12 protein-coding genes are annotated in these 12069 nt (G+C 56.0%); all 12 read right to left on the reverse strand.

Features of this window, described 5'->3' with window-relative positions:
- Positions 1-56 precede the first annotated feature (56 nt).
- The 12 genes from HMPREF1985_RS08570 to acpS all read right to left on the reverse strand — a co-directional run bounded on the left by HMPREF1985_RS08570 (position 57) and on the right by acpS (position 12039).
- A complete protein-coding gene (locus HMPREF1985_RS08570; protein WP_021772198.1) occupies positions 57-449 on the reverse strand; it encodes a hypothetical protein in 393 nt (130 codons plus the stop codon).
- A gap of 14 nt (positions 450-463) precedes the next feature.
- Positions 464-1240, reverse strand: a complete 777-nt coding sequence (locus tag HMPREF1985_RS08575) for a BglG family transcription antiterminator (RefSeq protein WP_021772199.1) — start codon at positions 1238-1240, stop codon at positions 464-466.
- A gap of 150 nt (positions 1241-1390) precedes the next feature.
- Positions 1391-2521, reverse strand: coding sequence for a sodium ion-translocating decarboxylase subunit beta (locus tag HMPREF1985_RS08580; protein ID WP_021772200.1), 1131 nt, complete (start codon positions 2519-2521; stop codon positions 1391-1393).
- 18 nt (positions 2522-2539) lie between these two features.
- A complete protein-coding gene (locus HMPREF1985_RS08585) occupies positions 2540-2887 on the reverse strand; it encodes an OadG family protein (protein WP_021772201.1) in 348 nt (115 codons plus the stop codon).
- Between the two features lie 101 nt (positions 2888-2988).
- A complete protein-coding gene (locus HMPREF1985_RS08590; RefSeq protein ID WP_021772202.1) occupies positions 2989-3777 on the reverse strand; it encodes a sirohydrochlorin cobaltochelatase in 789 nt (262 codons plus the stop codon).
- A complete protein-coding gene (glmM, locus tag HMPREF1985_RS08595) occupies positions 3777-5126 on the reverse strand; it encodes a phosphoglucosamine mutase (protein ID WP_021772203.1) in 1350 nt (449 codons plus the stop codon). The genes HMPREF1985_RS08590 and glmM overlap by 1 nt, the downstream gene beginning before the upstream one ends.
- A 24-nt stretch (positions 5127-5150) precedes the next feature.
- Positions 5151-6776 carry an NAD(P)/FAD-dependent oxidoreductase gene (locus tag HMPREF1985_RS08600; protein WP_040637509.1) on the reverse strand — a complete coding sequence of 542 codons (1626 nt, stop codon included), beginning with the start codon at positions 6774-6776 and terminating at the stop codon, positions 5151-5153.
- 27 nt (positions 6777-6803) lie between these two features.
- The gene (locus HMPREF1985_RS08605) at positions 6804-7742 is read right to left on the reverse strand and encodes a CdaR family protein (RefSeq protein WP_021772205.1); all 939 of its coding nucleotides are present in this window, start codon (positions 7740-7742) and stop codon (positions 6804-6806) included.
- A complete protein-coding gene (gene cdaA, locus HMPREF1985_RS08610; RefSeq protein WP_021772206.1) occupies positions 7739-8590 on the reverse strand; it encodes a diadenylate cyclase CdaA in 852 nt (283 codons plus the stop codon). The genes HMPREF1985_RS08605 and cdaA overlap by 4 nt, the downstream gene beginning before the upstream one ends.
- A 365-nt stretch (positions 8591-8955) precedes the next feature.
- Complete coding sequence (locus HMPREF1985_RS08615; protein ID WP_021772208.1) at positions 8956-9978, reverse strand: branched-chain amino acid aminotransferase; 1023 nt, start codon at positions 9976-9978, stop codon at positions 8956-8958.
- A gap of 118 nt (positions 9979-10096) precedes the next feature.
- The gene (locus HMPREF1985_RS08620; RefSeq protein WP_040637510.1) at positions 10097-11665 is read right to left on the reverse strand and encodes a bifunctional ADP-dependent NAD(P)H-hydrate dehydratase/NAD(P)H-hydrate epimerase; all 1569 of its coding nucleotides are present in this window, start codon (positions 11663-11665) and stop codon (positions 10097-10099) included.
- Entirely contained in the window at positions 11662-12039 is a 378-nt protein-coding gene (gene acpS, locus HMPREF1985_RS08625) for a holo-ACP synthase (RefSeq protein ID WP_021772210.1), read from the reverse strand. The genes HMPREF1985_RS08620 and acpS overlap by 4 nt, the downstream gene beginning before the upstream one ends.
- Positions 12040-12069: the final 30 nt, after the last annotated feature.

Here is a 12069-nt window from a genome sequence, read left to right on the forward strand (position 1 = left end):
ACATCGATTTCAAGCAATGTACCCATCCTAAATCCCATATAGTCCCGATCAAGGCATCATGCACAAAATGCCTCAAAGGGCACAAGATCGTCCGCCGTACTTCGATCCGGCTCAGGGTCTTCCTTATGGTAAGAAGAAAATATGTGCCCTCTATGCCGCGCGGGATCGAGATCCCGCTCCCTTTGCCGCTTGAAAAGAAGCTCAAGCGGTGCGGTGAGACGGATGGTAATGATGCGATAGCAAAAGCGATCGGCCAGATCCTGCAGTTTCGCTTTTTGCTTATAGCTGAAGGGATAATCGGACATCACCAAATTCCCTTCTTCCATGGCGGACGATAAGGCATCATAATACGCTTCCCACGCCTTTGCAGTTAGTGCATCCTTCTCAGCAAGATTGTCAAAACCGACACAGTCAAAAAGCGTTTCTCGAATATCGTCCGGCGATACCATTCGGATCGCGGGGACTATTCCAATTCTTCTGACGCATACTCCACGGTCGCCGAATTGCCAAGCCGTTTCAGGACGATCAATATATGAAGCACAATGCCGCGAAATGCCATGTCGGAAAGCGTGATGTCATGGTTCAGGATTGCCTTACGTACAATATCCTGAACTTTCTGTATTTCTTCTTGAGAAAATATTCCCTGATAAAATTTGTTGTTCGAGAAATCCAGCAGGTTGTCTTGGGAAAAAATCTTCTCCGCAATGCACCGACGGATTCGGCTCTCATCTCCTTCCAAGTGAATCTTGTTGCTTCGGTCTGCAAGCAGTTCGATTCCGACGTCTGATAAAATTTGTTGTATTTCCTTCCAGTAACTCTTCAATGTCGAAAGACTGATGTATAAATCATCGGCAAGATCCCATTGGCTGAGCCTCTCTTTGCGCAGCGCCAAAATCAAGAGATTTGCCACGATGTAATCGATTCGGTCCTTGCGTCCTGTCGGCACAATTTTCCCACAGGATTCATGCAGGCTGCTTTTTTGCTCCCGTACGTGCTGCTGGCAAAATTCGTGCCACGCTTTTTCATTCAAGATGCGAAGCGTATAGCCAACACGAGGCCTGCCCTCCACGATTGCACCGTGGTGCCGCAGCACTCCTTCCAATTCCTGCATATCGTTGCGGACGGTGTGCGAACTGACACCCATATAAGCAGCTAATTCCTTGCTCGTCATGCTCCGATTGGATTCCACAAACACCTTGATCAGCTTGGCAACACGACTGCCCAAAATATGCTCCTGCATATCAGTTCACCTTCTTTCTGTCTTATATTATACGTGTTTCCTATCGATTTCATAGGCAAATAATTGACGCATTTCAAACGAAATGCGCCAATGACACAAAAAAAGAGACCGTGCAGGATAATCCCTGCAGCAGCCTCTTATCGATACAATTTACTTGAGCATCGCGAGCATCGTGCCAGCAGCTACTGCCGTGCCTATGACGCCTGCGACGTTCGGTCCCATGGCGTGCATGAGCAGATAGTTGCCGGGCTTTGCCTTCATGCCGACGACCTGGCTCACGCGTGCTGCCATCGGAACGGCGGAAACGCCTGCCGAGCCGATGAGTGGATTGATCTTCCATCCGGAGGTGCGGCACATGATCTTGCCGAAGATGACCCCGCCTGCCGTACCGAAGATGAAGGCGATGAGACCAAGCACGATGATGAGAAGCGTCTGCGGAACGAGGAAACTCTCCGCGCTCATCGTCATGCCTGTGCCGGTCGCAAGGAAGATCGTGACGATGTTGCACAGCGAGTTCTGCGCCGTATCCGAAAGACGATCCATGACGCCCGACTCGCGGAAAAGGTTGCCGAGCATCAGCATGCCAAGCAGCGATGCGATAGGCGGCAGCAGCAAGCTGATGAGGATCGCCGAAATGATCGGAAAGCAGACGCGTTCAAACTTCGTGACGGGACGCATCTGCTCCATAACGACTTCGCGCTCCTTCTGCGTCGTCAAGAGCTTCATGACAGGCGGCTGAATGAGCGGAACGAGCGACATGTAGGAGTACGCCGCAACGGCGATCGCACCGAGCAGATGCGGTGCCATCTGAATCGAGAGATAAATGGCAGTCGGTCCGTCCGCCCCGCCGATGATGCCGATCGCACCCGCTTCCTGCACCGTAAAGCCGAGGAACATCGCGCCGACGAGCGCGACGAACACGCCGATCTGCGCCGCTGCACCCATGAGCAGCGTTGCAGGGCGCGCAATGAGCGGCCCGAAGTCCGTCATCGCACCGATTCCAAGAAAGATCAGCGGTGGGAAAATCTCATTGGCGATGCCGTAGTGGATCGCCTGCATGAGCCCCGGTTCTTCGAGAAAGCCCGTGCGCGGGAAGTTCGCGAGAATGCAGCCGAATGCGATCGGGCCCAAAAGCAGCGGTTCAAACTCCTTGACAATCGCAAGGTAAAGGAGCACGAGACCGACTGCGATCATGATCGCATGGCCGCCGGTAAAAGCCGAAAATCCGCTGTCATGCCAAACGGCCTGCAGCGATACGGCAAATGCATTAAATAATTCCATTTTTTCTCCTCCTTTCCCTTACAGCAAGCGCTCCGCAACGATGTTGCGACCCGACTGCTTCCACCCATCGCGCGCAATCGGACGGATCGCACGGATCTGATCCATCCCGTAGCCATAGCTCGCGACTGCTGCCGCGATGACCGCGACAATTTCCGGGGAAAGTCCCGCTGGCGCACTTTGCGTGACCGAAGGAACTGCTGTGGGAGCAGGTGCAGCGGGTTCAGCAGGTGCTTTCTCTTTTTTTGCCGTTGGATCGATCTTGTGAATCAAGTTGATGACGATGCCGAGTGCAATGAGCACCAAGAAGACGACCGTCATATTGATCAGCATGATGATCAGCGGGTTAGACGTAACCGGTTGTGACATTTGACCACCTCATCAAAAGAAATAATATTACTCGCTATTTATTATAAGTGTTTTCGGAAAAAAATCAAATTACTTTATTTGCATGCAATTATAGCTATTCGTTATAACACATCTCTCCATGCCCGCTGCGCCTTTCCGACGTAGATACGGCGAATCGCTTCATGCTCGCCAAGCCCTTTGCACACAGCATGGACGCGAATCCCTTCCGCCTCAAAGCGCGATTTCCACGATCTTTTGTCATCCCCTGCCATATCGTCGGTGACGTGACGTCCGCCCGAAAAAAGAAGCGGTGCCAACACGATCTCCCGCACATCGCGTGATTGGAGGCGGTGCAGCACAGTGGAAAAATCCGGCATATCATTTTCTTCCAAGACACCGACGTGTATCGGAACGTTCCTTTTATCCATATAGCTCTGAACCCTTGCATAGACGGGATTATGGCGATGGGGCGAGCCGTGCCCCAAAAGCACGGTCTCATGCCCCTCCATGGCTGAAACAGACGCACGAAGCGCCGCGAGCAGCTCCGCGAAGTCCGCCTCACCGCCAAGCAAGGTCTCTCCGAGCGCAAGCCGATCAAACTTGCTGCGCGCCATCCCGACTGCTGCGCAGATCTTTTTTTCGTACTCTTCGCCTCTCGTCAGATGCGTTGGCTGAACGAGTACGTTCCGCACGCCCTCTTCCGCAAGCGCGGCCAATGCCGCATCCAAGGAATCCATTCGGATGCCTTTTGCTGCAAGGCATTCCCGCATGAAATTCGAAGTAAACGCCTGCCGCATCTCGCTCCCTGCAAAGGTCTCCCTCAGATCATCAAAGAGTCTGTCTATGCTCATCTTACGAGCCGCATCGTCCGCCACGCCGAAGCTTGCGAGCAGGACGGCTTCGGGGCGCATCAGCCCTGCTCCTTCCTGACGACATCTGCAATTGCCTTGCAGATGCGGCCAAGCTGTTCTTCTTCCGGGCCTTCCGCCATGACGCGAATGAGCGGCTCCGTACCAGACGGGCGAACGAGAATGCGTCCCTCGCCGCCGAGTTCCTCTTCTCCCTTTGCAATCGCGTTCTTGATTGTTTCGTTTTCCTCCCAGCCTTCTTTCGAGGCCACTCGGACATTGATGAGGATCTGCGGATACGTCTTCATGATATTCGTAAGTTCCGATGCCTTGCCGCCGTGTCTCTTGATCGAGGAAAGCACCTGCAGCGCCGTAATGAGCCCGTCGCCCGTCGTGCTGTAATCGGTGAAAATAATATGCCCGGATTGCTCGCCGCCGATCTTGTACCCGTTCTTAAGCATATTTTCCAAAACGTAGCGGTCCCCGACTTTTGTGATCTCTGCACGGCCGCCCATCTTTTCGATCGCCTTGTGGAAGCCGATGTTCGCCATGACCGTCGTCACGACGGTGTTGTACGGAAGCGTGCCGGCCTTGATCATGTCCATCGCACACATGACGAGGATATGATCGCCGTCGATGAGCTGCGCCTTTTCGTCAACACAGAGGCAGCGGTCCGCATCGCCGTCGTGTGCGATGCCAAAGTCTGCACCGTTTTCGAGCACGGCCTTCTGCAGGGACTCAAGATGCGTCGAGCCGCAGCCGTCGTTGATATTTGTGCCATTCGGCAGGGCGTGGATGACCTTGACTTTTGCGCCGAGTTCGCGGAGCACTTTCGGCATGACATCATACGCTGCACCGTTGGCGCAGTCGAGTACGATTTTCATGCCATCGAAGCGCTCCTTGCACGTCGAGCGGACAAATTCCATGTACTGATTCTGCAGATCGGTACGGATCTCCGTACGTCCGATCCGCGCTCCCGTCGGACGCTTGTAGTCGTCGTTTGCCTCAAGGCGATGCACGATCGCCTCAAGCTCGTCCTCGACGGAATCCGGCAGCTTGTAGCCATCACCGCCGAAAAACTTGATGCCGTTATCGGGGAACGGATTATGCGAGGCAGAAATCACGATGCCCGCTTTTGCGTGATGCCGACGCGCAAGATAGGCGATCGCAGGGGTCGGGATGACGCCCGCAAGCATCACGCGCCCGCCTGCCGAGCAGATGCCTGCTGTGAGCGCCGCCTCAAACATCTCGCCCGAAATGCGCGTATCGCGGCCAATGATGATGAGCGGCTGCTCCTCGGACTCCTTGCCGAAGTAGATCGTCGCGGCTCGGCCGAGACGATAGGCGAGTTCCGGTTTCAAACCTGCATTTGCCTCACCGCGAACGCCATCCGTACCGAATAATCTTGTCATCGCAATTCCTCCCAATTCGATCTTTCATTCATGCCTACGATTATGCTCGTTTTGTGCCAAAATAGCAAGCGCCGCTTTCATCCCATCGCAAGCAGCGCTCATAATGCCGCCTGCGTAGCCTGCTCCTTCGCCGATCGGATAGAGTCCCGGCGTGCGTTCCGCGAGGAATGTCACACGGTCGCGCCGGATACGGCACGGCGCGGAAGAACGCGTCTCGACTCCTGTCATGACGGCCCTAGCATCGGCAAATCCCGCAATCTTGCGGTCGAAGTACGGTAGGGCTCCCTCCAATGCCTGTGTGATAAAATGTGGCAGGCATGCGTGGAGATCGGCGCTCCGCACGCCGGGCGCATACGTCGGACGCGTCAGAAAATCTTTCGAGCCGGATGTGCCGCGCAAAAAATCGCCAACCGTCTGTACAGGCGCAAAATAGTCGCTTCCCCCAAGCTGAAAGGCTCGTCCTTCGAGTTCCTCCTGCAGCGCCATGCCGCCAAGGACTTCCTTCCCGAAGTCTTCGGGCGTAACCTGCACGAGAAGCGCGGCATTCGCGATGCCGGAATCGCGGCGGTAGTTGCTCATGCCGTTCGTCACAACGCGTCCCAGCTCGGACGCTGCCGCAACGACCAGCCCGCCAGGGCACATGCAGAACGAGTACGTACCGCGTCCCGTAACGGGATCCTGATACGTCAATGCATAATCGGCGGCGGGCAGGCGCAAACTTCCGGCGTCTTCCCCGTACTGTGCCTGATCGATAAGCGTCTGCGGATGCTCGATCCGAACGCCCATCGCGAAAGGCTTTCCCTCCATCGCAACGCCGTGCGCGAGCAGCATACGGTACGTATCACGCGCCGAATGGCCGATGCCCATAAGCACTTCCCGTGCCGCGATCCGTTCCTCACCGTTTACGATGAGCGCCGCGATGCCGTCCGCGTCCAGCTCCAAATCCGTGACATGCGCCCCGAAGCGCACCTCGCCTCCAAGACGGAGGATTTCCTTTCGGATATGCTTGACGACCGTGCGCAGGATATCCGTTCCGATATGCGGCTTCTGCAAACAGCGGATCTCTTCAGGCGCGCCTGCCGCGACAAATGTCTCGAGTACATCCTTCGTACGGCTGTCGTTGATGCGCGTCGTCAGCTTGCCGTCGGAGAACGTGCCTGCCCCGCCCTCGCCGAACTGCACATTCGACTCTGGGGCCAGCCCGCCGCCTTTCCAAAAACGAGTGATATCGGCATGGCGCGTATCCACATCCTGCCCGCGTTCGAGCACAAGTGGAGCCATTCCGCCCCGGGCGAGCGTCAGCGCGGCAAACATGCCGGCAGGACCGAATCCGACAACGACGGGACGCGCGCCCTGCCGCCCTGCCTGCGGAACAGAAAACGGCTTGACCGGTGCCCTCTGCTCCACATTGGCATCGCGTTTGAATCGATGCAGTGCCCTCTTCTCTGCACCTCTTCCACCTGCGAGGCGAGCGTCCAGAATGTAGACGAAGGAAATCGGCGCGCCGCGATAGCGCCTTGCATCTATCGCTTTACGCACGACTACCACCTCAACAATCTGCTGAGGTGGCAGCAAAAGGCGATGTGCGACAAGCTCTTTTAGATCCGTTTCATCCGTAAACGGAACGGCGAAATTACGAATCCGTATCACGTATGATCCACACTCCATTACTCTTTATTACTCTTTTTTCTTGTCCTTGACTTCGATATGTACCGTCACTTCCGGATTGGTGACTGTCACGCCGTCGGGAAGATGCAGCCTGACCGTCTTGTCCATGGTTTTCTTGACGTCAGAAAGGGAGATCTTCTCCGTTTCGATCGCAGAAATTCCCTTGATCGCATCCTCAGGACCTGCGATCTCCACCTTGGATGGGTCGGCACGAAGCGAACTGACCGAAAGCGTTTTATCTAGATCCGTGCCGGCAACGGGAAGAATCGCAACGACCTTCTTGGAGAGGCCTCGCGCGAGCTGCACGCTTACCGATGCCTGTTCCGGTGAAAGCGTCACGCCCTGCACTTCACGCCCCTCCTGATTCAGTGCCACAAGCGAGACCTTCTGCGTGAAGTCTTCACTGTTTTCCCCTAGGCGAACATAGCCGACGACGCGCACGACTTCTTTGACGGCTGCCTCTGTTCCGGATGCGGTGACCTGCTCAAGCGGCGTGCTGATGTGTGCGACCGTTCGGTTCGGCGCGAGCGTGCCCGTTTCGGCAAGTTCGACGCGGAACACCTTGCTCACGAGCTTTTCTGCCACGATGGACACACTGTCCGGCTCTACTTCGACGAGCTCAAATCCCTGTGGCAATACCGTTTTGATCGGAATGCTGTTCTTGCCGGAGGTGACGTCCGAAAGATCGGCATACGCCTTGAAGTCTTTCTCCGAGGCATTGATGAAGAGGGAGCGCACACCTCGCACCTTCACCTTCGCGCTCTTCGTTTCCTGCGTAATCTTGTACCCATCGGGCGCATTGACGAGCTGGATCTGCACCGTGAAGCTCCCATCAATGACGGGATTCTGATCGTTCATGACGAAGCTCCAAAGCACGACGGCCGCCAAAATGGATACGATCTTTGCCGGCAGATTGCGCTGCACGAGATTTCGGAATCGTGTCATCATTCTTTCCGCCTCCAGTTCTTCACCATGTCTCGGATGCCCGCCTGTGGTGGATTGAACACGGGGCGCAAGACATTCCTCAGCGAGTCCGCATTGAGATGGCGCATGATGCGGCCGTTCTCCGCGACGGAAATCGTGCCCGTCTCCTCGCTGACGACGACGATGAGCGCGTCACACTGCTCGGAAAGACCGATTGCTGCACGGTGGCGCGTGCCGAGTTCGGTGGAAAGCGAGCGGTTTTCCGTGAGCGGCAGGAGGCATCCCGCCGCGATGAGGCGCTTTCCGCGAATGACAGCGGCGCCATCGTGCAGCGGTGTATTCGGGATAAACACATTCAAAAGGAAATCGGCGGTAATGAGCCCGTCGATCTGTATGCCTGTCGCGCTGACATCGTTCAGCCTCATGTTGCGCTCGATGACGAGGAGCGCCCCCGTCTTGTTCGCGGCAAGCACGCGGACGGCCTTCACGAGCTCGTGGACGACCGAACGTGCTTCATCATCGTCGAGGGAAACGACCGCCCCGAGAAATTTGCCCTGTCCGAGATGCTCAAGCGCACGGCGAAGCTCCGGCTGGAATACGATCGGCAGTGCGACGAACAGGAGTGTGATCGCTTTTTGGAGCAGCCATGAAATGGCATGAAGCTGCAAAAAGCTGCTTATGACAGCGATCGCGAGCAGGACGAGAATGCCCTTGACAAGCGTGATTGCACGCGTGTCCTGCAGCATCTCGTAAGCCTTGTACAAGATCGCGGCAACGACAAAAATATCGAGCACGTCGATCGGTCCAATCGTGGAGAGGAGCCCGCGAAACATCCCGTGGAACTCAAATGGCAACGACAAATCAAGTGGCATACAAACCCCTCTAATCAACTTCCGAAACCTTTATCCGATACAAAAAGCCAAAACGCTATATAGTTGCTATTCTCTCCCCATCGCGTATTTTCCTTGTGCGCTATGAAAATTTTTGATGTGAGCACCCATAAAACAAGCAGCCATTCCGCGGATGCAAGACGATGCCCAACACGCAGCGACGATTGCGCAAGCCAAAAGCCCTCTCATTCCACGAGATACCATCTTCTTGGCAAACGCACTTCGCTTGACAAGGGCCAATCGGACGGATATGGAACGAGAGGGCTTCTTTGGGTTTTGGCATGACGGTTCGCTTACGTGCATCGCCGCGTCACATCATGACCGCTGTCCTCCTCATAAATATCGCTTTACTTGATTTCGCGAATCCAGCCTTCCGGCGCTTCGATCGTGCCGAGCTGGATGCCGCGCAGCGTCTCGTAGAGCTTCGTAAGCACGGGACCCATTTTCTCCATGCCGCTTGGCAGGCAGATCTCCTTGCCGTGGTCGACGACCTTGCCAACGGGGCAGATGACTGCCGCCGTGCCGCAAAGCCCTGCTTCGGCAAAATCCCCGACCTCCCTGAGCCTTACGGGGCGCTGCTCCGTCTCATAGCCGAGCGACTCGGCGATGTGCATGAGCGAGCGGCGCGTGATCGACGGGAGAATGGAATCCGACTTCGGCGTGACGATCTTATGCTCCTCCGTGACGAAGAGGAAGTTCGCACCGCCCGTCTCCTCGACATACGTACGCGTCGCTGGATCGAGGAACATGTTCTCATCGAATCCATTGGAATGTGCTGTCATGTACGCATGGAGACTCATCGCATAGTTGAGCCCTGCCTTGATATGGCCTGTGCCGTGCGGCGCGGCGCGGTCAAAGTCACTGACGCAAAGCGTGATCGGCTTGATCCCATTTTTGAAGTAAGAACCGACCGGCGTGCCAAAGAGGCGGAACTGGTACTCATCCGACGGCTTGACGCCGATGACGGGCCCCGATGCAAAGAGATACGGGCGCAGATAGAGTGCGCCACCCGACTCGAACGGCGGGATCCAATCCTTGTTTGCTGCGACGACCTGATCGACGGCCTCAAGGAACATGTCCTTGGGCACAGGCGGCATTTCAAGGCGCTTTGCCGAGTCGTACATGCGCTCCGCATTCATATCGGGACGAAACGCGACGATGCGGCCATCCTTTGTCTTGTACGCCTTGAGTCCTTCAAAGACCTCCTGACAGTACTGCAGGATGCCGGCGCACTCGTTGATCCGCACCGTCGGATCATCCGTCAGAACGCCGCTTCCCCATTTTCCGTCCTTGTAATTTGCGACATAGCGCTTGGAAATCGGCTGATAGGCGAAACCGAGATTCGCCCAGTCCACTTTTGCATTTGCCATGGTGATTCCTCTTTTCTAAAATGAAACTTTCTCTATTTTATTACCAGCCTATACAGATTGTCAATAGGGCATCTATTACAGAATACGATTTGTATCAGTGGAAAAGACAATGCTCTTTTTAAGCAAGCATTTCATATTCATTTGCCAGAAGCGCACGCGCCTCTGGCAATTTATCGACGAGATCCGAGGCAATGAGCCCGCAATCCTTTGCTGCGTAGGCAAGGTCGCCTGCACTGCCATGGAGATAGACGCCGAGCAGCGGGGCAAGTGCGCCCTGCATCTGTCCGACAAGCCCCGCAATCGTGCCCGCGAGCACATCGCCGGAACCTGCTGTCGCCATGCCTGCATTTCCCTTCGTCGTAAGGAATACGTCGCCATCGGGATAGGCGACCAGCGTACATTCGCTCTTCAAGACAAAAATCGATTGATAATCTTTTGCCGCAGCTCGCGCCGAAGCGATCCGATCTTGCCGGACCGCCTCGGCCGTCGTACCGAGAAGCCCCGCCATCTCGCCGAGATGCGGCGTCAAAATCGGCATCTGATGGAATTCTTTCAGCAGCTCTGCCTGTCCTCGAAACGCGTAGAGCGCGTCCGCATCAAGAATGACAGGCTTTTTTATTGCCGTTCCGAGGCAGCGCACGAGCTCCATCGTCTCATGTGCGCGGCCGAGCCCTGGACCGATGAGCACCATGTCATGCCCTGCTGCAAGATGCGTAAGCTGGTCGAGTGCTGCTGCCCCGCCGAGATGCCCATCCTCATTTTCTTGGATCGGCTGCGTCATGACCTCGGTGAGCTTCATCGCGAATACATCCTGCAGGCTTTCACCGGACGCAAGCGTCACGACCCCCGCGCCTGCGCGCAATGCGGCAGTGCTTGCAAGAGCTGCTGCCCCCGTCATGCCGCGCGAGCCCGCAACGACGAGCAGGCGCCCGCACGATCCTTTATGCACAGTCCGCGGACGCACAGGAAGGATCGTCTTGGCAAGCGCCTCGTCGATAAGCGACTGATGAATTTCCTTCGCGGTCAATAGTTCCTGTGGGATTCCAATGTCATGGACTGAGACATCGCCTGCAAGCCCTGCCCCGCTCCCAAAAAAATGTGCCGGTTTCAGAAGACCGAGCGAGAGCGTCGCCGCCGCTTTGACAGCAGCCGTCCCAACGACGCCCGTATCCGTTTCGACTCCGCTTGGCACATCGATCGCAAGAACGGGCTTTTTCGCCTCATTGATCATCTCGATGAGGCGAAGCGTTTTTTTCCGAAGCTCGCCGGAAAATCCCGTTCCAAGGATCCCATCGACGATGACATCGGCAAAACGCAGGGAAAGGCGCAGGCGATCCCAGTCGCGGTCCCCTTCCAGCGGATGGATCTCCGCCGCCATGTGTTCGAGCGCCTGAAACATCACAGCAGGGCTTTCCTTGAGATGCCCTTTTTCACCAGCGAGAAACACCTGGACCCTCGCGCCACGGTTCACGAGATAACGTGCCGCTGAAAACGCATCGCCGCCGTTATTGCCGCTTCCTGCGATGAGACACACCCGTTTGCCTTCTGCCCTTCCGCCCGCGAGCGTTTCCACTGCTTCCGCGACATGCGAGCCGGCATTTTCCATAAGAACGAGCTCCGGCAGTCCGTATTCCTCTTGCACGCGCCTGTCGATACGGCGCATTTCCTCTGCCGTTGATACCTTCATTTGCATCCCTCCATCACGCACTGTGCCGTCGCATATTCCCGCGAATGGCTCATCGATACCCAGATTCGCTTTACCCCCATTTCCTTTGCAAGAGCCTCAAAACAGCCATGCAAAGCAATATGCGGAGCGCCGAGCGCATCGACTGAAACTTCGATATCCAGAAGCGTGCCGCCGCGCAATCCCGTCCCCAAGGATTTCAGCACGGCTTCCTTCGCGGCAAATCGTGCTGCATAGCTTGCCGCTGCCTGCTTGCCGCGCCCTTCGCAGTAAGCACATTCCGCTTTTGTAAAGACGCGATGCACAAAAGCCGATTTTCGGATTGCCTGCTGCACACGAGCGATTTCAATGATGTCGGTTCCGATTCCTAAGACCAATTGCCGCGCTCCTTCCCTTCAAATAAAAGA

The organism is Mitsuokella sp. oral taxon 131 str. W9106 (genome assembly GCF_000469545.1).
Classification (GTDB): Bacteria; Bacillota; Negativicutes; order Selenomonadales; family Selenomonadaceae; genus AWVT01.

Bases quoted from the DNA above. Each gene is read 5' to 3' on its own strand.
- glmM (WP_021772203.1), bottom strand. From the start codon at position 5,126: ATGACAAGATTATTCGGTACGGATGGCGTTCGCGGTGAGGCAAATGCA.
- HMPREF1985_RS08570 (WP_021772198.1), bottom strand. From the start codon at position 449: ATGGTATCGCCGGACGATATTCGAGAAACGCTTTTTGACTGTGTCGGT.
- HMPREF1985_RS08580 (WP_021772200.1), bottom strand. From the start codon at position 2,521: ATGGAATTATTTAATGCATTTGCCGTATCGCTGCAGGCCGTTTGGCAT.
- HMPREF1985_RS08575 (WP_021772199.1), bottom strand. From the start codon at position 1,240: ATGCAGGAGCATATTTTGGGCAGTCGTGTTGCCAAGCTGATCAAGGTG.
- HMPREF1985_RS08615 (WP_021772208.1), bottom strand. From the start codon at position 9,978: ATGGCAAATGCAAAAGTGGACTGGGCGAATCTCGGTTTCGCCTATCAG.
- HMPREF1985_RS08620 (WP_040637510.1), bottom strand. From the start codon at position 11,665: ATGAAGGTATCAACGGCAGAGGAAATGCGCCGTATCGACAGGCGCGTG.
- HMPREF1985_RS08585 (WP_021772201.1), bottom strand. From the start codon at position 2,887: ATGTCACAACCGGTTACGTCTAACCCGCTGATCATCATGCTGATCAAT.
- HMPREF1985_RS08605 (WP_021772205.1), bottom strand. From the start codon at position 7,742: ATGATGACACGATTCCGAAATCTCGTGCAGCGCAATCTGCCGGCAAAG.
- cdaA (WP_021772206.1), bottom strand. From the start codon at position 8,590: ATGCCACTTGATTTGTCGTTGCCATTTGAGTTCCACGGGATGTTTCGC.
- HMPREF1985_RS08590 (WP_021772202.1), bottom strand. From the start codon at position 3,777: ATGCGCCCCGAAGCCGTCCTGCTCGCAAGCTTCGGCGTGGCGGACGAT.